The organism is Desulfosediminicola ganghwensis, from assembly GCF_005116675.2.
GTDB classification, from domain to species: Bacteria; Desulfobacterota; Desulfobulbia; order Desulfobulbales; family Desulfocapsaceae; genus Desulfopila; species Desulfopila ganghwensis.
Map to the genome: position 1 here is coordinate 3,682,778 of NZ_CP050699.1, position 24,254 is coordinate 3,707,031.

At 45.4% G+C, this 24,254-nt stretch carries 17 protein-coding genes and 3 pseudogenes; 11 read left to right on the plus strand and 9 right to left on the minus strand.

Annotated elements, in window-relative coordinates; translation table 11 throughout:
• Positions 1-56: 56 nt before the first annotated feature.
• The 4 genes from FCL45_RS15690 (at position 57) to FCL45_RS15705 (ending at position 4,157) form a co-directional block, all read left to right on the plus strand.
• Positions 57-812 carry an ABC transporter ATP-binding protein gene (locus tag FCL45_RS15690; protein ID WP_136799957.1) on the plus strand — a complete coding sequence of 252 codons (756 nt, stop codon included), beginning with the start codon at positions 57-59 and terminating at the stop codon, positions 810-812.
• Between the two features lie 75 nt (positions 813-887).
• On the plus strand, positions 888-1,703 hold the full coding sequence (locus FCL45_RS15695) for an ABC transporter permease subunit (protein WP_136799956.1): 816 nt from the start codon (positions 888-890) through the stop codon (positions 1,701-1,703).
• Entirely contained in the window at positions 1,700-2,560 is an 861-nt protein-coding gene (locus FCL45_RS15700) for a hypothetical protein (RefSeq protein ID WP_136799955.1), read from the plus strand. Before FCL45_RS15695 ends, FCL45_RS15700 begins: the two co-directional genes overlap by 4 nt.
• Before the next feature lie 283 nt (positions 2,561-2,843).
• Complete coding sequence (locus FCL45_RS15705) at positions 2,844-4,157, plus strand: O-antigen ligase family protein (protein ID WP_136799954.1); 1,314 nt, start codon at positions 2,844-2,846, stop codon at positions 4,155-4,157.
• A 126-nt stretch (positions 4,158-4,283) separates the two neighbouring features.
• On the opposite strand, the gene FCL45_RS15710 is transcribed toward FCL45_RS15705, so the two are convergent.
• From FCL45_RS15710 to tnpB, 3 genes and pseudogenes are all read right to left on the minus strand, one after another.
• A complete protein-coding gene (locus FCL45_RS15710) occupies positions 4,284-4,604 on the minus strand; it encodes a hypothetical protein (RefSeq protein WP_136799953.1) in 321 nt (106 codons plus the stop codon).
• A gap of 103 nt (positions 4,605-4,707) precedes the next feature.
• Positions 4,708-6,249: pseudogene (gene tnpC, locus FCL45_RS24665) on the minus strand (IS66 family transposase).
• 60 nt (positions 6,250-6,309) lie between these two features.
• Positions 6,310-6,534: pseudogene (gene tnpB, locus FCL45_RS15720) on the minus strand (IS66 family insertion sequence element accessory protein TnpB); the annotation flags it as partial.
• A 147-nt stretch (positions 6,535-6,681) separates the two neighbouring features.
• Here tnpB and FCL45_RS15725 point away from each other — a divergent pair.
• Positions 6,682-8,136, plus strand: coding sequence for an IS4 family transposase (locus tag FCL45_RS15725; RefSeq protein WP_217907588.1), 1,455 nt, complete (start codon positions 6,682-6,684; stop codon positions 8,134-8,136).
• Between the two features lie 91 nt (positions 8,137-8,227).
• Here the strand turns inward: FCL45_RS15725 and tnpA are convergent, their stop codons facing one another.
• Positions 8,228-8,557, minus strand: coding sequence for an IS66 family insertion sequence element accessory protein TnpA (gene tnpA / locus FCL45_RS15730; protein WP_136798246.1), 330 nt, complete (start codon positions 8,555-8,557; stop codon positions 8,228-8,230).
• A 271-nt stretch (positions 8,558-8,828) separates the two neighbouring features.
• Here tnpA and FCL45_RS24670 point away from each other — a divergent pair.
• Positions 8,829-9,332: pseudogene (locus tag FCL45_RS24670) on the plus strand (transposase); the annotation flags it as partial.
• A gap of 158 nt (positions 9,333-9,490) precedes the next feature.
• Here the strand turns inward: FCL45_RS24670 and glmM are convergent.
• Genes glmM through cdaA form a run of 3 tightly spaced genes read right to left on the minus strand, consistent with a single transcriptional unit; the run spans position 9,491 to position 12,803 of the window.
• Positions 9,491-10,843, minus strand: a complete 1,353-nt coding sequence (gene glmM / locus FCL45_RS15740; RefSeq protein WP_136798248.1) for a phosphoglucosamine mutase — start codon at positions 10,841-10,843, stop codon at positions 9,491-9,493.
• Positions 10,843-12,039 carry a CdaR family protein gene (locus tag FCL45_RS15745; RefSeq protein WP_136798249.1) on the minus strand — a complete coding sequence of 399 codons (1,197 nt, stop codon included), beginning with the start codon at positions 12,037-12,039 and terminating at the stop codon, positions 10,843-10,845. Before FCL45_RS15745 ends, glmM begins: the two co-directional genes overlap by 1 nt.
• A complete protein-coding gene (gene cdaA / locus FCL45_RS15750) occupies positions 12,021-12,803 on the minus strand; it encodes a diadenylate cyclase CdaA (RefSeq protein WP_136798250.1) in 783 nt (260 codons plus the stop codon). The genes FCL45_RS15745 and cdaA overlap by 19 nt, the downstream gene beginning before the upstream one ends.
• A gap of 477 nt (positions 12,804-13,280) precedes the next feature.
• On the opposite strand from cdaA, the gene FCL45_RS15755 reads away from it, so the two are divergent.
• The 3 genes from FCL45_RS15755 to FCL45_RS15765 are packed head-to-tail and all read left to right on the plus strand — an operon-like array spanning position 13,281 to position 17,983.
• Positions 13,281-16,898: a DUF748 domain-containing protein gene (locus FCL45_RS15755; protein WP_136798251.1), complete on the plus strand. Its 3,618-nt coding sequence runs from the start codon at positions 13,281-13,283 to the stop codon at positions 16,896-16,898.
• A 34-nt stretch (positions 16,899-16,932) separates the two neighbouring features.
• Positions 16,933-17,535: a nitroreductase family protein gene (locus tag FCL45_RS15760; RefSeq protein ID WP_136798252.1), complete on the plus strand. Its 603-nt coding sequence runs from the start codon at positions 16,933-16,935 to the stop codon at positions 17,533-17,535.
• Positions 17,536-17,575: 40 nt separating this feature from the next.
• Positions 17,576-17,983 (plus strand): PGPGW domain-containing protein, encoded by a 408-nt coding sequence (locus FCL45_RS15765; protein ID WP_136798253.1) that lies wholly within the window; start codon positions 17,576-17,578, stop codon positions 17,981-17,983.
• A 9-nt stretch (positions 17,984-17,992) separates the two neighbouring features.
• Here the strand turns inward: FCL45_RS15765 and FCL45_RS15770 are convergent, their stop codons facing one another.
• Entirely contained in the window at positions 17,993-19,234 is a 1,242-nt protein-coding gene (locus FCL45_RS15770) for a TIGR03790 family protein (RefSeq protein WP_136798254.1), read from the minus strand.
• Positions 19,235-19,742: 508 nt separating this feature from the next.
• On the opposite strand from FCL45_RS15770, the gene FCL45_RS15775 reads away from it, so the two are divergent.
• The gene (locus tag FCL45_RS15775; RefSeq protein WP_136798255.1) at positions 19,743-20,927 is read left to right on the plus strand and encodes a sigma-54 interaction domain-containing protein; all 1,185 of its coding nucleotides are present in this window, start codon (positions 19,743-19,745) and stop codon (positions 20,925-20,927) included.
• Positions 20,928-20,938: 11 nt separating this feature from the next.
• Here the strand turns inward: FCL45_RS15775 and FCL45_RS15780 are convergent, their stop codons facing one another.
• Positions 20,939-22,501 (minus strand): AmpG family muropeptide MFS transporter, encoded by a 1,563-nt coding sequence (locus FCL45_RS15780; RefSeq protein WP_136798256.1) that lies wholly within the window; start codon positions 22,499-22,501, stop codon positions 20,939-20,941.
• A gap of 238 nt (positions 22,502-22,739) precedes the next feature.
• Here FCL45_RS15780 and cysS point away from each other — a divergent pair, with 238 nt between their 5' ends.
• Entirely contained in the window at positions 22,740-24,209 is a 1,470-nt protein-coding gene (gene cysS / locus FCL45_RS15785) for a cysteine--tRNA ligase (protein WP_136798257.1), read from the plus strand.
• Positions 24,210-24,254 lie beyond the last annotated feature (45 nt).

Sequence of the window (24,254 nt, forward strand, 5' to 3'; positions counted from 1 at the left end):
TTGACGTTATCAAAACCCCTCTATATTTTCTGGAGGGGTTTTGAATATTTATTTATATGAAAATACTTACCTGCTCATCGCTATACAAAACGTATCGGAAAAAACTGTTTTCTAAAGCATCTCCTCCAGCTCTTCATGGGCTTGACCTTTCTATAGATTCTGGCGAGACAGTCGGTATCATAGGTCCTAATGGTGCTGGAAAATCGACACTCATTAAATCGATAATGGGTTTTGTCTCTGTTGATTCAGGTAGCATCAAAATCAATGATCGTACCCCGGCAGACCCGTCCAGTAGAATTAATATTGGTTATCTTCCGGAGATTTGCTGCTTGTATGAAAATTTATCAATCACGGAACATTTCAAATTTGCATCCCAGGTTTCCGGCATACCAACTACGACAACCCATTTGAAAACCCAAGAGGTTCTCCATCTCGTCAAACTCGAGCACGTAGCCAGCCAGCCGATTAGAAAATTCTCTAAAGGGATGAAGCAACGAGCTGCTTTAGCGCTCGCACTCCTTACAGATCCCAAAATCCTCATACTCGATGAACCAATGTCTGGCCTTGACCCTCTAGGAAGACAAATTGTCATAGACATCGTCCGAAAATTTAAAGACATGGGAACTACCATCCTCTTTTGTTCACATGTTCTCAATGACGTGGAACGAATTTGTGACCGGATAGGCATTATGGACCAAGGACGGATTGTTCACCAAACTTCACCAATAGAACTTGAGACTCAACATTGCGACAGGCCTCCTCATTTAACGCCACTAGAGGCGTGCTTCCTGACTGCTGTAAGCCCCAATTAACCGGATATTCGAGGATATATGCCAAGAGCGATTGACCCATACATAAAAAAATTTAATTGCTGAACATTTTATTCAATGACACACAACATTTTTCCCATTGCTGTCCTTACCTTTAAAGAGGGCATTCGCCAGCGCATACTCTACGGAATATTTCTTTTCTCGCTCGTGTCTATGATTTTCACACTTCTTGTCAGTGGATTTTTCATGCGAGACATCCAAAAAATACTGCTAGATCTGAGTCTTTCGACTATTTCCCTCACAGCACTGGTAGTTCCTTTTTTTATTACAATTACTATTTTTTCCAAAGATATTGAGAACAAAACCATATCAATTTTTCTGTCACGCTCAATATCTCGTTCGCAATATATCATAGGGAAATTCAGTGGCATCTTAATGATAACAGCCTGTATTTACTTAATATTAACGATATTTTCTTTCACCACAATTGGGATTGCCCAACTCATTTATCCTCTATCATTCTTTGAAAATCTGAATATACCTTCCATAGCAGTTGCATGCGGTCTATCATTTCTTTCCACTATGACTTTAATAAGCTGTACAATTCTCTGGTGTTGCCTAACGACAAGTTCTTTTCTTGCGACACTTCTATCAATTGCTACATATATTATCGGTCAATCAACCGAAGATCTCGTACGTTTCATCTCACTTGAACTTGCAGATGGAGTTATCTCCCCAGCCACCGAAGTCACAGTAAAAGCCGCCCTGTATCTTTTCCCTAACCTTTCATCCCTTGACTATAAATATTACGCAGCATACGGAATGAGCATCCCTCCCACCCAGGCAACCTTTTCAATTATGTACGCAGTCTCCTATACCTTTGTGATACTGCTTTTCTCCGTTGCAATTTTCTCAAAAAAGGAACTTGCATGAAAGGCCCATTATTCATACTCGTTCTGTTTATTTCATGCTTCATCAGCTTCTTTTCCACTAGTAAGCTATACACATTACGACAAACAGGGTCGACTCAGATCATCAGCCCCCTTATTTTTCTCCCTGAAGCATTTATAAAAACTTCTGTGCTGGAATTCTCAGGTATTGTCGCTGACTACCTTATGCTCAAAACAATGGTATTTCATGGCGAGCGACTGTCTAAAAAGCAAGCTTTATCCCCAGATGAATGGCAAACCACCTACATTGCCATCAATCAAGTTACCAACCTTGATCCAAAGTTTTTAGATCCATATGTATTCGCTGCCACATCGTTCCCGTGGGATGCCGGAATGATATCCGAAACCAATGAGTTACTGCTAAAGGCAGCACAACACAGGCAAGAAGACTACAGGCCTTATTTTTTCGTATGGTTCAACTATTTTTATTTTTTAAATGATATCGGTAATGCGGCAAAATATCTTGAGATGGCGTCCTTGAAACCCAATGCGCCCCCCTACCTCACTACCCTTGCTGCCCGTAACAATATGGAAGCGGGTAAGATTGAACAGGGAATTCTATTTTTATCACAAGTCCTCAAAGAAACATCAGATCCAGCACGCCAATACTCGATCAAAACCCGACTTAAGGCTCTGATGACTATCCAATTTTTAGAAAAAACACTTCACGAATATGTTTCTACCTACGGTCAATCGCCTAATCACTTAAATGATTTGATCTCACAGGGATTTCTTAAATCCATTCCGCCCGACCCTTACGGTGGTGTTTTTTACATAACTCCGCAGGGGACTATTTATACAACTTCCAAGCTGGTGCCTATCGCCTCTAACAACAATTAGCTTCTCCCTTTCTTTTATCTGTAATTTTTTTCTTGTTACGCTGAAGGACGAACATTCACTCAACAAACTGCTAACACAGGGTAAAATTGACGTTTTACTTACGCCCATACAAGATAAATTGGCACAAGCCGAAAAGACACCTTAACAAATTGTTTTCATTATGTTTTCATATGTTTTTTGAATATACCTTGGCGTGTATACAACGCTGACTGACAACATGGATCCAACTTTTTTATTGCTACAAGCCATATAAATTCACGGTTACTCGGGAGTAATATTGCAAATGTATTGGTCGCTGGACTTCAAAATTCGTGCCTTACTCATCGCCACTGTTACAATTACTCCTTTGCTAATTTGGCCAAATGCAATCGGTAGAGTTTACACGAGCCTGCCAAAAGTTTACGCAATGGTAGTTTTCGTTATATGCTTTTTACTCATCATTCTAGCTCATCGTAAAGAAGTAACCAGCATTCTGGCAACCGATCGCGTTAACTTCCTGTTACTTTTCTATTTCATCCTACTACTAATATCAGTCCAATTTGCAGGCCATATTGGGCATGCCATGTACGGCCGGCCAGGAAGGGAGGAAGGATTAACAACCATAATGCTCTATATGCTGCTTTTTCTTGCTGGTCGATCATGTACGATCAAAGCTGATGTCATTTTTCGACTTATGCTTATCAGTGCGCTTATAATTTCTATACATGCCATTTTACAATTTTTCGGACTAGACCAGTGTCTCTACTTTCTTAATAGCAGGAATTGGCAGAAAGCTTATTCGACTATGGGGAATCCTAATTTCCTTAGCAGTTACCTGGTCTTACTGCTGCCGTTGTGTATTCACCTTTTTGTCACTGAAAAGAGAGGGCTTACAAAACACTTTTTCCCTGCTATCTGCTATTCCATTCTTTTCTACTGTCTGTTGTGCACAAGAACCAGAGGTGCATGGCTAGGGGCTATTGCCGCCATCATTTCATACCCTTTCCTTTTACATAAATACCTTGAATATAGTTCTAAGCATAGAAACAGAGGAATCTTTCTTGCTGTGCTTACTTTTCTCTTAGCTACCAGCTTCAATATTCAAACTGATGGTCTACTAACAAAAGAGTTTTTATCTTTATTCACTGATGCCGTGGCAACAGCCGCTCACGGATTTGATGCGGAAAGCGCAGGATCATCTCGAATTTTTATATGGAAACGTGTTATCGCTCTCATCTCCATGAAACCTTGGTTTGGACATGGTATTGAAAACCTACATCTAATCTTTGCCCACCATTATGATCAAGATATAATAGCTAAATTTGGCAGAAAAATTTGGTTTGACAAAGCCCACAACGAATATCTGCATATTGCTGTTTGCTCTGGTATTCCTTCTTTGATTGTATATATTTTGTTTATTTATAGTGTAATACGCACAGGGTTCAAACGCCTCAACACCGGGCCCAATAAAGTTATTCTGGTGCCGATAATGGCCTCCATCATAGGATATCTCATCCAGGCTTTCTTCAATATCAGTGTTGTTATGGTTGCCTACATTTTCTGGATTTTTCTTGGTATACTCGCTGGAACTAAAAATGAATCTTTACTTTTGAAATAAAAGATAAACAGTTGATAGTAGTATATTGCTTCTCTTTGAATTGGAGAAATCCGTCAGCTGAGTAAGTGGATCGAGTTTCTCCTTTCAACGATCTTTAACTACCCTTTATCGTTAACGTCAGCCCCGTCAATGCCCGATTCTTACAAAGGGCCCCAACTGAATGCCCGGCGGAGGAAATTGGGCTTGGACGGCGACTATATCATTGTCGAGCATAATGAAGGTAAGTCGTCGAGCACCTTCATTGGGGTACTGGTGATGATAATTTATGATTGCCTGCTTTTCCCAAGATTCAAGCCAGAAATCACGTGGGACAAGACCGTTGTGTTCATTGGCTTTACCGTAACGTTTCTTCCAGTTGTAATACTTGCTCGATTGGATGTGCAACCAACCGATTATTTTTTCGGCGGGGAGATTTGCGGTATCAGACCAATAACTCACGAAATCCACTATTTTGTCCCGAGTATCGTGTGGAACCCAAACTCCAGTCAAATCTCCCCAAGATCTTTTTTTGTAAGCGGTAATTAAACCCTACTCATAGTATCGTCTATTCTCAGATCATCAGCCGCAGGTTCATCGGCAACAGCTTCAATAGCTCTGAACGAGATTCTGCAAACGGCAATTTCTCAAACAGGTATCTCAGATAATTATACGGTTCCAGATTATTGGCTTTTGCAGTTTCAACCAGGCTATAGAGTGCGGCACTGGCTTTCGCACCTTCCTGTGTGCCGGCAAACAGCCAGTTTTTTCTGCCGACAACAAATGGACGTATTGCGTTTTCAGCCGCGTTATTGTCTAGCGTCATATCTGGAAAATAGAGATAGACCAGTAGATGCGCCCATTGATTAAGGGTGTAATTTATCGCAGTTCCAAGCAGACTTTTGGGTGTCACCTGGCCCGTTTTTTTGTTTAGCCAAAGAAAGAAATCGTCCAGAACAACTTTGGCCTTTTTCCGACGAAAGGCCAACAACTCTTCACCAGCTAGCTTATTCCTTGCCCCTTCTTTTTCCACGGCATAAAGCTTACGAATATAGTTCAACGCCACATCCGTGTTGCCGGTCTTTTTAGTTTTGCCACGACCTTTTTGCGCATCGACAAATTTGCGGCGAACATGTGCCCAGCAACCGGCATGGGCAATGCCAGGCTGTGCATTGAGAAAATCATATGCAGCGTAACCATCTGATTGCACAGCTCCCTGATAGCCGTCCAGCAACTCTTTAGCGGTCCTGGCCGAGCGACTTGGGGCATAATGATAGAACAATCCGGGATGGTGTGGATCACCACCGCGACATATCCACATATATGACTTACTTGTTGGCGACCGCCCAGGTTCAGCCAGAACCTGGACCGAAGTTTCGTCGATATTGATCAACGAACCCGAATGAATCTTCTGTCACAGCAGTTCAAGAAGCGGTATGCAGGCATTTGCTGCTTTCATAGCCCAGTTGGCCATGGTAGCCCTGGGTAGTTCTGCCCCTAATCGGGCAAATTGTCGCTCCTGCCGGTAGAAAGGCAGCGCATCGCAGAATTTCGCAGTAACTATATGGGCGAGTAAGCCTGCAGTGGCGATTCCCTTGTTGATAATCCGCTTTGGTGGTGAGGCGATTTTCACTACCGCCCCTTCAGTCTCCAGCCCTTCACAGGATTTGCAGGCATATTTGGGACGAATGTGACGTACAACCTGGATAACTGCCGGAATAATATCTAGCTTTTCTGAAACCTCTTCTCCAATGCGATCCAGTTCCACTCCGCAGCCACAGACTTTTTCATTTTCGGGAATATCATGTACGATTTCGACTCGTGGCAGGTAGGCAGATAATGGCTTGCGACCGCGTTTTGATCGAGTATGCTCAGGAACTGCTACAACCTCTTCGACAGACTCTACCTCAAGTTCGGGCATGTCGAACAGTGGCAATTGCATTACGCCTGATTCGGCCGCACCTTTTTCACTTTTTATGCCAAACAGTTTGGCATAAAGTAGGCGAACCTGTTCTCGTAACAGCGCAGTTTCCCGCTCATAACGACGTTGGGTTGCTACGAGCAATCGTTTAAGTTTTACAGGATCATTCGGAAGGCTTGCGGTTTCGAATTTCATGCTCGCAACATACCATAGAACCGTTGCTATAACAGCTACTTCAATCAAATACTCATAAAATCATGATACTGAATTATAGCTAAGTTGCCTGTGTGCCTGTTGCAGATCAAGCCCATGTAAAAGCCACTGCAAGGCTGTCTCATGAACCTCGATCACCTCTTCTTCAGATTCAGGCCAGCGAAAGGTCTCTGCCTCCAACCTTTTCTGCCAGATGCAAAAACCGCTTTGATACCAGTACAGAATCTTGACCATATCCCGTTTCCTATTACAGAAAGCGAAAAATCTCCCTGAAAAAAGTCCAGGTCGAACTGATCTTCCACCAGAAGAGACAGACCGGAATGGCGCTAGTTTAAGCGTGTTTTATAGGTGAAAAGCAACTGAATATATTGGCAAAAATTGGTATAATTTGCTATGCGAAACCAACACCAAATCATGCCAATGTTGCCCGGTTTTCACCTTCCCAAACGAGGTAGAAAACCTCATAGCCAACAACAAAAATTTGCTCGAAAAATCACTTCCCTCAGACAGAACTCTTTTAAACAGATAGGAGCGATTTTTGGGCAATTCATTCCCACGAAATTGCTCAAACAGGATCCTTCGGGAAAGATGAGCAGACGACGTTTGTTTACCAAGGAAAACACTTTTTGGTCCTTCTTAGGCCAAGTCCTTGATGCAGACGGTGGATGTAGAGAAGCTGTAAAAAAGTTGCAATCATATGCATCTAACCACGGCCTTCGGCTTCCATCATCATCTACCGCTTCATATTGCTGTGCACGTAAGAAATTAGATGAAAATCTGCTTGTTGAGGTGTTTCAACATACTGCTAAATGGTCCGGAGCACGACGTGCATCTCATTCATTAAATGATCGCCAGGTAATTGTTGTTGATGGGACAGGTGTTACAATGGCGGATACAGCAGAAAATCAAGAGCTTTGGCCACAGTCATCGAACCAGAAACCAGGATGCGGCTTCCCCTCAGCACGAATATGCGCATACTTTTCATTGCAAACCGGAACAATGCTCAGCTATGCCATCGGTAATAAAAAGAGTAACGAACTTCCATTGTTCCGTAAGCAGTGGTCCACCTTTGAGGCTGGTGATATCTTTCTTGGTGATAAAGGTTTTTGTAGTTACTTCGATTTAGCCGAGCTGAAAAAACGCTGTGTTGATAGTGTGATAACACTTGCTCGTAGAAAACCAGTCGGTAGGAAAAACTGCATTAAAGAATTCGCTCCTGATGATCTACTGATTGAATGGAAAAAACCAGTATACAGGGAAATGGTGTCGTATTCGCGGAAAACCTGGGAGGACCTTCCCGACAAACTCGTTATGAGACAAATCAAAGTAAAGGTGACTCAATCAGGGTTTAGAACAAAAGAATTTCATATTGTTACCACGCTAATCGATCAAGATCAGTACCTGAAAGACGAAATTGCAGCGTTATACCTTAAGCGTTGGGATGTCGAACTTTTCTTTCGTGATATCAAGACAACGATGGGATTTGATATCCTCCGGTGCCAATCGCCTGAAATGATAAAGAAAGAAATTTTAATGTACTTCATAGCGTACAACTGCATCCGGCGCATAATGTTACAAGCGACACAGCTGGTAGACATTGATATCCGGTCTATCAGTTTCAAAGGAAGTCTACAGGCTATTAGAAGTTGGGAACCACGGTTGGGGTCCTCTAGGTTGAGCACAAATGAAAGACAAAACATGCTCTCAGATTTATCCTTTGTCGTGGCTCGTTGCAAAGTTTTCGACAGGCCTGGACGAAGCGATCCGCGGTGTCTTAAGCGAAGACCAAAACCTTATCAGTTACTCAACAAACCTAGGAGTGAAATGGTCGAAATACAGCATCGGAGCAGATATGAAAAAAAGGCTTAAACTAGCGCCATTCGAGACAGACCGTTAATCGACTTTCGCATATCTGTGGCGCCAAGAGCGATGTATACTCGGACTTTTTCCGGAGTGGGAATCATGTAAGTTGCTCCAGAGTTGTCACAACTTTTTTAAACTGCTCAGAACAAAAGTCGCCCTGGATCTCAAGATTGAAGCGATCAATATGCACAGCCAGGGAAGCTTTAACATTTGTATCAGGGATTGATGCTGGGACTGCAAGAGGATAAAACGCTGCCTCGTTCTCGTTCCTTCTATTCAGTTTACGTTTCCAGTAGCCGAAAGTTGCCAGAGCAATTCCGTTCGACTGATAATAGGCTTTCTGGCTTTGGCTACCTGCTTCCCAGGCACCGATATGTTTTTGCCAGTAGTCTTGCTTCTGTTGAAGTTTCGAGATGTTTCTGCCCACGATGCATACCTCCTTGGTTATGGTGAGGCATACTGGAACATGAATTTCTTGGCTTGAAAAGATGGGTTTAATTAGGCGCTTACCTAAAAACAAGCCCAGGAAGGAATAGTCGACTCATTCTCACGTAAGAGAAAGGAGAAGCAGTTTGACCATGATTCAGAAATAAGAGATCTTCATGCCAAGATCGGCCAACTCGCGGTTGAAAATGTTTTTTTACAACGAGCCTTCGCTCGTCGCTGCGACGCAAGGTGAAGCGGCCTATGCGCCAAAAATTGGCTTTGTTACTCTATGTCAAAAACCACGAACCAGCGCGGCTCACCCAGCTCACAAGAAATATCCATACCTGCTGCGAGGTATGGATATTGATAGTCCGAACCAAGAGTGATGTGCTTACATTACGTATATTCCAGTGGCCCTAGGTCATCTGTATCTTGTGGCTATTATGGATTGGCATAGTCGGGCCGTCCTAGCCTAGCGGCTTTCAAACACCATGGATTGTGACTTTTGAGTTCCTGCCCTTGAGGATGCCATCAACCTTTATGGAGTGCCCGAAATCTTCAACACTGACTAGGGCATTCAATTTACCTGTTTTGATTTTACCAATGCTCTCAAAACAGGTGGCATCAGAAGCCTATGGACCAAAGGGCGTTGGAGGGATAACGTTTGCATAGAACGACTCTGGCGCTCTATGAAGTGGGAGTTCGTGTATTTGCAAGGATTTGAAACTGGATCAGAATTGACAAAGGGGCTAAAAGATTATTTTCGCTTCTATAACTACTAGAGACCACATTCGCTTTTTGATAGGAAACGTCTAATGGAAGTGTATTATGATGGTTGCAGTATAACAACTCATCTACCAATGGCAGCATGACCTACAACAGGGGTTCCAGGTTAATCATGTCCCGATCCTGTCCAACGAACCGGGACCACTTCTTAACCCCGATCAGCCCGACGAATCACCTCACAGAGTTCATCTGCAATGGTGTCGATCTCAGTTTCATCCTGGCCTTCAACCATGACCCGGATAAGCGGTTCTGTCCCTGAGGGACGAACCAGAATGCGACCGCTTTTTCCCAGTTTTTGCTCAAGCTTTTTCAAAGTTTGGGGGAAATCCGGAATGGTATCAACCGGAATCTTTGAAGACATCCGGACATTTTTCAGGGTTTGCGGAAAGCACTCCATGACGTTGGCCAGCTCAGAGAGCGTCTTTTTGCGCTTTTTCATGATGGCCAGCAGCTGCAGACCAGCCAGGATGCCATCACCAGTGGTGATATGGTCGAGGAACACCAGATGGCCAGATTGCTCACCACCGAAAGAGTATCCCTTCTTCCTCATACACTCGACCACATATCTGTCACCCACGTCTGTACGCACCAGATTGCCGCCCATACGCTCCATGGCGACTTCAAGGCCCATATTCGACATGCTGGTAGCAACCAGGGTCTTCTTCTTCAGCTTACGCTGCTTCATCAGCTCCTGGGCGCATATAGCCATGATGTGATCGCCGTCCACGATTTCGCCATGCTCGTCGCAGACTATCAACCTGTCACCGTCGCCGTCAAAGGCCAGGCCGATATCGGCACCGAGATCCTTCACCTTCCTGGCCATCAACTGCGGATGAAGCGCACCACAGTCCTTGTTGATGTTGGTGCCGTCCGGGTCTACACCCAGCTTGGTCACCTTGGCCCCGAGTTCACTGAAGACGTACGGCGCCACACCATAGGTCGCCCCGTTGGCGCAATCGATAACTATATGAAAACCATCAAGAGTATATTTTTTAGGAAAGGCGTTCTTTAAAAAGACAATATATCTGCCCTTGGCATCATCGATCCGGCTGGCCTTGCCAACCTCGTCTGCCACCGGCCGCAGCGCTGCCATTTTCTGTGAGAAGATCAAATCCTCGATATCGAGCTCAACCTCATCGGGCAGTTTGAAACCGTCACTGGAGAAGATCTTGATGCCGTTATCCTGAAACGGGTTGTGGGATGCGGAAATGACCACACCTGCATTGGCACGCATGGAGGTGGTGATAAACGAGATACCCGGGGTTGGCAGTGGGCCCACCAATAAGGCATCCACTCCCATGGAGCAAATACCTGCAGTAAGGGCATTCTCCAGCATATAACAGGAGAGTCTGGTGTCTTTACCAATGATAATCCGGTTACCTTTGGCTTTATCTTTTACTATGAACGCAATCGCCCGTCCAACCTGCATGGCGATTTCAATGGTCATAGGATAAATATTGGCAACTCCGCGTATACCGTCAGTTCCGAATAGTTTTCTCATTACTCTTTTACCAGGATTTTCTTTCTATCTGCGGTAATATGTAAAACGCCATCTATTTTTTTATAATAGCTACCGCTTTCTTCACCCTCAATAATCTCTTCTTCAAGCATTTCCGCGGCGTCACTGTCATCTGAGGCACTACCTTTTTCTGCTTCTATTACCTCTTCAGCCTCTTCTTCGCCTTCTATAGAACCCTCAGGGTCTGTAATCTCTTCTTCCTTTTTAATCAAAGTAACTGATTCGGGCCTAACTGAAAGGACCTGAATTGGCAGTTGAACATCCTGTCTTGGCACAGCTATCACAGGTAACTCACCGTCATCAGCAGAATCCCCTACAGCCGTTACCGAAAAGAGCTGTTGCAAATCGGCATTTTTCCTCATCAACAATACCGGAACATTAGCCAGTATTTCCACCTGCTTTGGTTCAACTTCCCGTAGTTCCCCCCCAACATAGCCTATTACAGCAACTTTGCTGATTCGTTTCTGGACCATTCGGGGTTTAATAGTGATATCAGCCGTGACCGACGTCTCACCAATAAGATCAACTATCGCAGGATCGAGATCGAGAGGGACCTGCACTTGCCTTGATGCAGACATACCACTTACATCAATTATATCTGTGAGCAAGGCATCTGCATGGGAAAGAACAGTTTCAGGCCCGGTAATGGTAATATTATCGGGATTCATCTGCATTTGTACCAGGTCATAGCCTGCCGCCACATCCCCGGTGGTTACCGGCATGATCTTAAAGGACTTCTGAATAAGTTTATCGAGTGAGAGAATAACAGTAGAAGGCTGAATCCTTAAAACCGTCACCCCCCTGGGAACCCGGATGGCTTTATTATCATTTTCGATGACATTGGTTCCGGGAGTCGCATTAGAGAGGTTTATCTGCCTGGTAACAGACTGATTTTCCATATCTTTCAAAACAGATCTCGGGCCACTTACGGTTACTTCTATCTCCTTTTTAAACTGATTGGAGATAACCAGGTCCCGTGGCATATTGATTATTTCAATGGGAACCTGGATATTTTTATCTACGATATCCTCTCCCCCGACGAAATACCACAACACAGTCGCCAGCATCAATGACGCGAACTTCAGCACCCAGTCCCTGGTACCGATCCGCTGCAGGCGTCGCAGTGAAAAAAGATCTCTTATGAATTGGATAAAACTTTTCAAAACCACGTTTTCCATGAATTAATATTCCCTTCCTTGGGAATAAAGATCGCTCTCAAGCTATTGCTCAGACTGATTTCATCGCTAACCGTCGTCAATGCTCCGTGACGGACCACTGAGATTTCCTGAGTCTCCTCGGAAACAACCAGCACCACAGCATCAGTCTCCTCCGATATGCCTATGGCAGCCCTGTGCCGTGTACCATATTTCTTATTGATGTAAGGATTTTGGGTAAGTGGCAGGATGCAGCCCGCTGATTGCACTTTACCTTTATGAATAATCACGCCACCATCATGCAAAGGTGAGACAGGCATAAAAATCGATATCAGCAACTCCTTGCTCAGCTTTGCATTCAGATCAAAGCCTGATTCGACATAATCCTGAAGCCCTGTCTCTCTTTCAATGACGATCAGTGCACCTATCCGTCGTTTTGAAAGGTAAAATACAGAGCGGATAATTTCATCCAGATCCTTATCGGCCACATCCATTGTCTTTTGAAACGGGGACTTGCCCACCTGGGTGAGAGCTCGACGGATATCTTGTTGAAACACGATGATAACGATTAACAGGATGGAACTGAGAAAGGTCTGCATCAGCCACATCAACGCGGAAAGATCGAAGATCTTTGCCAGAAAATAGACGATGGTGAGAATGCCAAGCCCGAGCACCATCTGCACCGAACGGGTGCCGCGTATGATTGAAATGAGCTGGTGAATAATAAAGGCAACGACTAGAATATCGAGAAGATCTTGCCAGCGGAAATAACTAGGAACTTCAATCATTGAACGTTAGTCTTCGTATTATCGTGAAATTATCGGTTTGAGAGTGCCCAACATCAGTGATGCAATGGAAATCACACACTAAAGATTTACTTATACCATATTGTTAATCTACAGGGTAACAACTTATTTTGCCAAACATATTGCAGCCGTCTCGAAACTTTTCGACAATTCTTCTCACAATTCTCAATTATACAAATCCAAGCACTCTCCACTGCATCTTTTATACAGGATTGCCTGTCAGATTAAATACATTATTTCTCCTGCCTTCCCCTCCTGTGTCTGGCAACAAATTATTTACAATTATTTTGATTTTGATGTATTTTCATACTTGAAAAATGCCTAAACTCCAGGCATATCTTGTCACCTGCAACGAATGGTGATACTCTCTTCTGACCTTGCAGCAACTTCGGTTATCTTGAGCAGGTCGGAAAGGTAACCTCACAGTATTATTAATTTAAAACAACGCAAACATCATCTATGTCTGATCGTTTTGGCAGTATTCCTATAGAACCGGCACCAACTGGGCTCACTCCCTCGTCACGAGCGTCGAAAAAGCCGCGTCAGCGAAAAAAACTTTCGGCCCCGGCTGAAAAACTCAAAAAGCCAGGTGCGCAAAAAGAGGAGCCCAAACGTAAGCTGCCAAAATTGTTGGTAACCACTATCGTGGCTATCTGCATTTTCTGCAGCTACCTTGCTGCTGGCTTCTGGGGTGTTCCTAAATATATTCGCGGCTCTGCAGCAGTTAAATTCCACCAAAAAACCGGAATGCTCATAGACTTTGAGCAGGTTGCATTCAATCCACTTTCATTTGTCCTCGACCTTTCAGGAATAGATGTGATTGATGGGGGTATACACACTGCAGGCGATGACAACAACCCTCTCTTGACCGTATCTTCCTTTTCTGCAACTCTTGTCCCTCTGCAATTACTTCGAGGAGAACTTGTTACTACCAGTCTTGCCATAGATAATCTGGATTTACATCTTGTTCGCCACGACGATGGAAATTATAATATTTCTCCACCGAAAGCCAATGATGAATTAGAAACTACTGAGGAAATTTTAGATTTCTCTGATCTGCCTTTTCGCTTTTCTCTAAATAATATATCCGTACAACATTCTCGTATTTTATTTGAAGATAAGCCGAAAAAAGGTTCCCATGTAATTGAAAATATCGACCTCACTCTTCCGAATCTTTCTAATTTTTCTTTTGCTGCCAAAGAATATATCCGGCCGAGTTTTCACGCAGTTGTTAACGGTAGCCCGATAGAGATGACCGGACAGGCAATTATCAGTGGTGATGACACCTCTGAAATGCATACCAATCTCGAATGTAATTTCGCAGATATCGACTTGCCGCTTTATCTCGGCTATTTACCGATAGAGCTACCTTTCGACATCGCCCAAGGCAGAGCCGACGCATCACTCAACCTCACATTTTCCCCAACAGCAAAAGATAACAAGTTGCTGGTCAACTTCTCAATTCAGGCAGAAGACACCTCTATAATCAGCAAAGATCAGAGCTATAGCCTTGTCATTCCATCCAGTAAGCTTGAAGGTGGTATTCAACCAATTACAGGGGACACCCACCTGAAAAACGTTGTTTTGCGCCAACCTGAGCTTCGTTTGAAGAGTTCTGTTACCATTGAGGACGCGGTTGCAGCTATCAGCGCAGTAAGTAATGTGAAACAAGACGACCCTGCCAGCTACCCCGCTACACAAAGCAAACTCGATATAGACCTGTTGCTCGCCGACAGTGGCAGCCTGTTATTTTTAGATAATAACAATGAGCCGCTGGCAAAATCCTGGACGGGCGTTCAAGTCAGCCTGAAAGATTATTCCAACACCGCCCCAATCACAGAAACAAATACAGCTTCTTCTTTTCGTTTAATGGCCGAAGGAAGTGATAAGAAAAGCTCTTTCAAATGGCAGGGCAAACTTAATCATGCCAATTTCCCTGATGGTCAGCTCCACCTCACCGGTGTTCATGCTCCCTGGATCTTGAATATGCTCGGCCTGAACACAATTGGCGCACATAAAGGCACCGCTGACACCCAGGCTCATATCAGTTTTAGCAAGGGACTGGAAGAAAAGGACAAACCTCGCCTGCAAATAGCGGACGCCTCTCTTACCCTGCGCGATTTTAGCGCAAAACAAGGTAAGACTGTCTGGTACTCAAGCCCTGACACCCAAATTACCGGCTTTAGTAAAGAGGGTAACCGTATTTCCCTTGGCTCCATAGTCACTCAAGACGGCTCCGTGCATATCAATACCAGGAAGCTGCCGGCTATTATTTCATCTCTCGACAAGAAAGAAACTGCAACATCGCTGGATGCGCTTGACTTCACCGGCTCCATAGTTGTCGAAAACGGCAGCTCCAGCCAACCACAGCTCCAATTCAGCGACGCCAAGCTGCAGACCATACGACTCTCTCAAGACGCTGGTGGCGAAACCCGGGATAACAGCAATTTTACCGCCAAACTGAAAGGCGGCGGTCATATCCAGGCTAAAGGTCACGTTCAACTACAACCATTTTCAGCCAGGTACACTACTCAATTCGGCGATCTGCCCAGCACCAATATTCTACCCTGGTTTGGCAATGGCAGCTTTGTAAACAATATTAATGCGATGGTGAGTGGCGCAGGCGAATTGCAGTTGCCCAAAACTCATTTCAATGGCCAGCTCAGCCTTGACCGGGGTTCACTCGGAACCAAAGACTCCAGGAAATTCAGCTGGGATAAAGCGCAATTTGAAAAGTTCCAATACCATGGTTCACCTCTTAGGATCTCTGCGGCAGAGCTTTTTGTCGACGGTCCCGAATTTTCTCTTACCCAGAGTTATGGTGATAAGCAATCTCTGGCACGACTTCATTCCTATATACAGTCAGATATAGCCAAACCACTCTACAAAGCTGCCGGCAAACAAAAGGACGCTCTCCAGATAGGAAAAATCAGGGTGGCAGATGCCAAAGTCAGCTACGCCGACACCAGACTCTCTCCAGTCTGGAAGGGCGAGTTTTCTGCCGTCAACGGTACAATTCAGGCCATCAACAGTGGTCGCAATGGCAAACCTTCCCTTTTCAGCTTTTCTGGCAAGCTCGATTCTGTCCCATTTAAGCATGAAGGGGCACTTGCACTCTTCGCTTCTGCTATGAACGGTGACAGCACCTTCTCTATCGCTGATTTACCACTTCCATCGTTTCATGAGCAAATTTCCAACCAGATCGACATTGATACCAGCAGCGGCCTGGTCAATGTAACTGAGACAACAACATGGAAAAACGGTACCATGGAGCAGAAAAGCGAGATGATCTTCCGTGATGTTGAACCTCTTTCGGAGATTGCCGATTCCGCCCTTACCCTGGCTTTGATTTCCAACGATGAAAACCAGTTCACCCTTACTGCGGAAAACTCACAGCCAGACAGCTCCAAACCACTCAACCTGTATTCAGATGCTGTATTCTCGTTAAAGAGGATGATGGTGAAGGCGTCTGTCTCGCCTCTGCTTCTTGCTTCAGGTAACTTCTCGGACCTTGTCGGCAACGAACATGCCGATTTTCTACCAGGGGAAATTATTCTCTCCGGGCAGGGGCGCGAATCCCTTACACGCTTCAGTAACCTTCTTGCCTCTCACCCCTACATTGGTATCACTGTGACCGGAGTTGCAGACCCGAATGTTGACGGCAAAGAACTCAAAGAAGCCCTGGAAAAATTAGAAAGTCAGAGGGTAGCCGAAGAAAATCGCAAACGCAGTGAACAGCTCGACAGGGAAACGGAAGAATACCTGAGAAAAGCAGCCGAAGCCCGAATTGCTGCAGGGAACACTGGTCAGGTGATTGAAGAGGACCTGCCTGTGCATCTGTTTTCCAAATACGCGCCTATTGAGCCTGAGCCAATAGTCATTGACGAGTCAATGTTGAGACAACTCGCAGACCAGAGAGCCAAGGTCATAGCAACCTTTTTCGTGGAAAACCTTGCCCTTGATGAAAGCAGAATAAAGATAAACAATCAGTCTCAGATATCGCAGAACGAGATTTTACCTGGTAATAGAGTACAATTCTCCATTGAACCGTATACCCAACAAAAAAGCAGGCAATAACGCTACATTAAAAAAACCACTCACTACAAAGACAATGCCGAAAGAGAACTTCGAATTACTGGTAAAGCAAACGAGAACGCACAGAAGGTTTAAGCAAGACCAGGCAATTACAACAGACCAGTTGCAATCGCTCATCGAGTTAGCCCGACTTTCGGGGTCTGCCAGAAATTGCCAGCCATGGCAATACGCTCTGGTAAACGACCCCGCACTGTGTGACAAGATATTCCCTCACCTCGGCTGGGCTGGGTACTTAAGCGAGTGGAAAGGACCGGCATCAGGAGAACGGCCTGCGGCATATATCCTGTGCCTGCTCAACCAGAACTGGCTGAAAGGCACAGACAAGGAAGCCCACTTCGACCTTGGCATAGCGTCTCAGAACATGCTGCTCGGCGCAACAAGCCAACAACTTTCCGGCTGCAGAATCGGCGCATTTTCACCAAAACTTGCTGACCTTTTCACCCTGCCCGATCATCTCAAGCTGGAGTTGGTTATCGCCCTCGGTGCCCCTGCCGAAAATGTTGTTCTCGAAGAGATGGCTTCACCTGATCAGGTGAAGTATTGGCGCGATGAAAATCAGGTACACCATGTTCCCAAGCGTCCAATTTCTGAAATTATCATTAATGTAGACCTGAGATAACTCCTACAGGAGTGAGTACGCAGTCACGACAGGGTGTGCCATGAATTTCCTTGATTCTCATTTTGAAAAAGTTCTGGAACTTTTGGCCGCCCTGTCCATATGCACTTTCCTGGTCAGCATAATTCTTATCCCGATTCTCGTCGCCCGCCTGCCCAGAAAGTATTTTCATCGGGATTACTCCCATAAACACACCCTCGCCCAACGTTTCACACTATGGCAGGCGCTTAGGCGACTGCTGCGTAATTTCATCGGATTACTGCTACTGTTGGCCGGTATCGTAATGCTTTTCCTGCCAGGACAGGGGCTCATTACCATTATCATTGGCATTGCGCTAATGGACTTTCCTTATAAAAAACAGCTTATCTATACGTTAACCCGCGCAAAAGCGGTGCAAAAAAGCTTGAACTGGCTGCGGAAAAAGACCAGGAAAGAACCATTTATCTGGTAACGTCTATCTCTAGTCAGTAACCGGGACGTTGCTGACAAGGGGCGTTCCGTCTTGCTTTGACAGAGGCTTAAATGGTTTGTACAAGGGATCTCCCACCAGCACCATCTGCCACGAGATAAAAGGGAGGGAGACAAGGTAGGTCTCTCCGAGATTCATGTAGCCCTCTGTAAGTATTTTAAAAAACAGTTCAGGGAGTGGAAAGGCCTGTATATACGGCTCTGCCACCGGTCCTAAAGTCGCGGCCACACCACGCGTCAACATCTGCAAACACCACACATTGCGCTCTGTTCTCCTCAGCGTTGTGCACTCGCCTGAAGCCATATGGTAGCCGACCGCACCGCGAGACCAGGTAAAACTATCTACATAGTTACTTAAAGAGTACCAACCACAATATAATGCTGCGTCAGGGGCAGTCCCTGGAGCAAACAACTCTTCATTAGTATCCAGAGTAACCGGCATCCGCTTTTCGACTATCTTTGCTGCTTCGTGGAGAGAATTGTCCCACCTGCCATAGGCTTTTCGATTTTTCTGTTTTGGCAGACTTGCCCACCTTGCATCAAAATATGCACGTCCCTCCAACCCGGTCTGCTCGACTGCGAGTACATCATCGATGATACGCAGTACAGTCCTCTTATCAGGCCCGTCCAACCTGGCGACCAACAGTACATCATCTGTGGTGTATTGCAGTTCCTTGCTGTTGAATCCTATATAATATGGATTCTTGATCCAGCTGGAAAGCTTATAACTTTCAACTTTGGCAAGCATGAGTTCTGAATCGACTGACGCTCTTTTATCTGCACCCGTCAGGCGCTTGACTCTTTCCCTGAGCTGCTTTTTGTGCTCCTTTGATGCGGTTTTCTGCAGCTCTCTCAGTTCCTTGACAAGTGCCTTGCTCTGTTCATCAATAGCAGGTTGTTGAACCTTAAGGGGAACTCCGTAAATAAGGACTATGCCATATATGTCCGAACGACCTTTGAGGCTGGCTATTTTTTCAATTACAGGTTTTCGCAGTTTCTGTTCATACTCCCCCCTTTTCATCGACTCGCCAACACCAAGCGATACGGCAAGCAGGTTATGCCGGGGAATATTGCGCATTTTTATATAGTATTCAGCTAATTCCTCTGAACCGGCCATCCTTTCATTGAATACCACCAGCAGCTCCCCGGCCGAAACTGCATGGCCTGCACCGGGAGACGCCAGCAAGAATATATGGATTAGAATTCCATAAAATATTTTCTTTTCGAAAAACATTGCCCCTACTCGCCGAAAGTGTAATTGATCTTCGAACCAGGTACCACAGCCAACAAAATAATAGCTCCTATTCAATGTTATCTGAGCTATACTATCAAATATCCATCCACCGAGCAGTAAACATTTGTCGTCCTGTTTATTATCTAAGTAATTACATGTGGTTGTTACATCGTGAATTACTCATTCCAACCAGAAGACATGCTCCTGAATAGACTCAAAGATTTGCTTCACCAGGCCTCGGAAATGGTGCTGCTCATAGAAGGGTTACAAGCTGTCAGATATATGAACGAGAGTGCGCGAGTATATTTTGGTGGGATGGAAGCCTTCAGCCAGGCCCGGCCTGTCTCAGCATCGGAGCCAGCCTCCGGCAATCAACCAGGCCCTTTACCAATACAGGAAAAGCAGGTACCAGCAATGTCAGATTCGGGTTGAACACAACGAAAGTTTTCTGGAATTCCATTTCGCTCCAATTTGTTATCCTGTAATTCTTCGTAGCAGCAGTGCAATCATGAGCACTGCAGGCGTACAGAAAAACTCTTTCCACTGGCTCATTGTCAAGGATGTCAACCAGCCTGGCTCTGACATCCTCCGAAGGGCCCTAAGTCTTCCAAATCTCCACTGCCAACATGACGACGCGCACAAACCGTGTGCACCAATCTCTGGCATTGGTAATCACACACATAAAATGGTTGGTTCAACTCCTCAAATGATTGAACTCCACGACCTCATCCTGCAGGTTGCACCCACCGATACAACAGTTCTCATCACTGGCGAATCCGGCACTGGTAAAGAGATTGTTGCCGACCTGCTTCAGGAGCTCAGCAGCAGAGAGAAGAAACCCTACCTGAAAATTAATTGTAACGCCTTCAACGATTCTATTCTTGAAAGTGAATTATTCGGTCACGAGAAAGGTGCTTTCACAGGCGCTGAAAGCCGAAAAAAAGGAAAATTTGAAATTGTTGACGGTGGCACAATCTTTCTTGATGAGATAGGTGACATCAGCCCAAGAATGCAATCTTCACTGCTGCGCGTTCTCCAGGATGGCGAAATTATCAGGGTAGGAGGCAACCACCCGATCAAGATAAATATCCGTATTATCGCTGCCACCAACACCGACCTGGCTACTGCGATTCAGCGTGAAAAGTTTCGGCTTGATCTCTTCTACCGCTTGAATATCATTCATATCCCGGTCCCGCCTCTGCGGGAAAGAAAAGATGACATCAGGGAACTGACTTTTCACTTTATCAGAAAATTTGAAACAGTTTTCAATAAACAGCTGGACTCCATTTCGGAATCGGCGCTGAGCTCGCTCATGAACCACGATTGGCCAGGAAATGTGCGAGAGCTGGAAAATCTTATTCAACGCGCAGTACTCATCGCCAAGACGAATGAAATCGTTGAAAAGGAACTCGTTTTTACACCCTACCCGCGCGCTCCGGCCAGGAGCCCCTCTCGCCCATTGCCACGCCTCTCAAACAAGTCCCTGAAATCGATGCTGTCTGAGTTCGAGCGAGATATCATTTTACAGGCGCTCAGGGAAAGCAGAGGCAACGTAGCCGCAGCAGCAGAATCTTTACAACTTGGCAAAACCTCTCTTTATGAGAAGATGAAACGTTTTGGCATTTCTTCAAAAGATATCTTCTGCCCTGTCAACTCTTCGCTTCCCTCGCAAACTTCCGGCAAAACCGGTTAGCCATTATCATCTTACGGCTTTTTATCAGCGTACCCTCTCGCGAGCCAGACCAGAAACAATACCGGGATCCCCATACAGGCAGTAATCAGAAAGAATGTCTCATAACCAAAAGCTTCGGCAATTGTTCCGGAATAACCACCGATAGCCTTTGGGAACAGCAACATTACTGATGAAAATATCGCATATTGCATGGCAGTGAAGGAGACACTGGTCAGCGATGACAGAAATGCCACAAAGGCGGTGGTAGCGATACCACCACTCAGATTATCGGCCATAATCACCACCGTGAGCAGCGTAAGATCTGCACCGGCCTTGGCAAGAGTCATAAACAACAGATTGGTTGCGGCTGACAGTAAGGCACCAAGAAAGAGGATCTTTATGACTCCGTACCTGACTGTGAGTACCCCACCCAGAATACCGCCCGCAATGGTCATAAACAACCCGAAAGTCTTAGAAATATTGGCTATGTCGATGGTAGAAAAGCCGAGTTCGAGGTAAAAGACATTGGCAACGACCCCCATCACGACATCTGAAATCCGGTAACAGCCAATAAGCATGAGTAGCAACACTGCTGCCTTCACTTCATAACGGTTAAAGAAGTCAAGCACCGGTCGCACATAGACATTGCGTACTATTCCCCACTCAACCAGCTTAAACGATACCATCACCCTGCAGATCAGGCCGGCAACTGTCACTGAAGAAAGAAATCGCAGTACCTCGACGACAAAACCAATCATCAGGCCGGTAACGGGAAAGTAGTCGAGTACGATATCCTTGAGAGCAGCACTTAATGAACCACTGTAAAAAAAAGACAGGGCAAAAGTGGCCGTCGCGACTCCAAAAAGAAGCACTATCCGCAAATATTGTCCGGTTGAATACTCACTGTATTTTCTGCTCTTACTTTGGCTGGGTTCTGAGATACAAAGAGTCGTGATAACCCCCGTCAACATTATCAGCCCCATAATCAGATAGGTGTTTTTCCAGGCCGAATAGAGGTAGATCCCTTTGCTGCTGCCAAGCCATCCGGCAAGATAGAGAGAACCGGCCCCGGATACCAGCATGCCTATCCGGTATCCGGCAATATAGGTTGATGCCAGCAACGCCTGCATGGATTCGACGCTACTCTCAATCCTGTACGCATCTATCACGATGTCCTGGGTTGCTGCTGAGAACCCCAGCATCACCGCTGCCAATGCCATAACGGTCAAACCTGAAGAATGTGCCACGGGGTTGGTCAGTCCCATCCACATGATGGCCGCCGCGACCAACACCTGGGAAAAAAGCAACCATCCTCGTCTACGCCCCAGCAAGCGTGTAAGAACCGGTAGCGGCAGCAGATCGACAAGCGGTGCCCAGATAAATTTAAAGGAATAACCAAGAGCCGCCCAACTGAAAAACGTAACACTGGCCTTACTTACGCCCGCCTGGGTGAGCCAGGCAGAAAGTGACGAAAAAATAAGGTACAAAGGTAATCCGGAAGAAAAACCTAGAAACAGCATAGTAACTACTTTAGGGTGGGTACACGCTGCAAAGGTTTCGCGCCAGCTTAGATTTTCACCATTTCCCAGGCTCATTCTTGTCTTTTCCTTGTATTACGATTATGGTGACAATTTTCTCTGCAAGGACAATTAAGTAGCAAGCCCAAAGTGGTAAATCGGGAACTGAATCATCAGCTGTAAGCTATCATGATTTCACGAAATCGACACTGCTGTTCTTGCATCTGAATATCGGTGCAATATAATAATTGATGCGGGTTAATCCGGATTACTTAATAAACGATTTCAGAACTGTCCAGAGGCAGTTCCACTTAATATGACTATTCGAATCTACAATACACTCACCGGCAAGAAAGAGCCCCTTGAAACAATTGAACCAAATCACGTAAAGCTCTACGTTTGCGGCATCACGTCCTATGACTACTGCCATATAGGTCATGCTCGCTCTTCACTTGCCTTTGACATGATTGTCAAATATCTGCGGTCACGTGACTACAAAGTTACCTACATTCGTAACTTTACAGATATTGATGACAAGATTATCAAAAGAGCAAACGAGCAGAATACTACCTCCGAAGAGTTGGCGAACCGTTTTATCGACGAGTTCTATGTTGATATGGATCAACTCGGCATCGACAGGCCCACCATGGAGCCCAAGGCAACCGAGCATATCCAGGAGATGGTTGAACTGATATCTGAGTTGATAGACAAGGGCATCGCCTACCAGGCTGGCAACGACGTTTATTTCGCCGTTGAAAAATTTGCGGAATATGGAAAGCTCTCCCACCGCAACCTCGAAGATATGCAGGCCGGCGCGCGTATTTCTATCAATGAGCTCAAACACAACCCCATGGACTTCGTGCTCTGGAAAGGTTCTAAGCCGGGTGAGCCAAAATGGAAAAGCCCCTGGGGGGATGGACGACCGGGTTGGCACATCGAATGCTCTGCCATGAGCAGAAAGTATCTCGGCGAGACGTTCGACATCCATGGTGGTGGTAAAGACCTTATCTTTCCACATCATGAAAATGAACTCGCCCAGAGTGAAGCTGCAAACTGCTGTGCTTTTGTCAAAACCTGGATTCACCATGGGTTTGTAACTATTCGTGATGAAAAGATGTCAAAGTCGCTGAATAACTTTTTGACAATTCGCGACCTGCTGGCCCATTATCATCCGGAAATACTCCGTTTCTTTGTCTTCTCTACCCATTATCGCAACCCTCTGGATTTTTCAGAGACAGCGATGCAGGATGCAACCGCAGGGCTTGAGCGTCTTTATACCTGTGTCCGCATGATTGACGAGCTTGAAGGAGAAGGCAGCACAGAGACAGAGCCGATTGCCAGTGATAAAGATATCAATAAGCTGCAATCCATGGAAAAACGTTTCCAGCAGGCCATGGACAACGACTTCAATACTGCACAGGGACAATCTATCCTGTTTGACTCGGTTAAAATCCTGAACCGCATTGCGGCAGCCCTTCCTGACACTCCAGCAGCCTCTGATCTCACGCTACTGAGGGAGAGCCGCGAAGTAATGAAAAAGCTTGCCGGAATTATGGGTCTTCTCACAGAAGACGCTGCGAGCTTTATCAACAACCAGAAACAAAAAATGCTCGCTGGTATCGATATCGACGAAGCAACTATTCTCCAGCTCATCAAAGAGCGTTATACTGCTAGGAAAGAGAAAAACTGGAGCCGCAGTGACGAAATACGAGATGAGTTGCTGGCACACAATATTGAACTTAAAGACGGACCTGAAGGTACCACTTGGACCGTTCGCCGTAACTAATCTCTCAGTTCACCCTTCTCCCTGCAAATTACGGGGAGGAGGGGC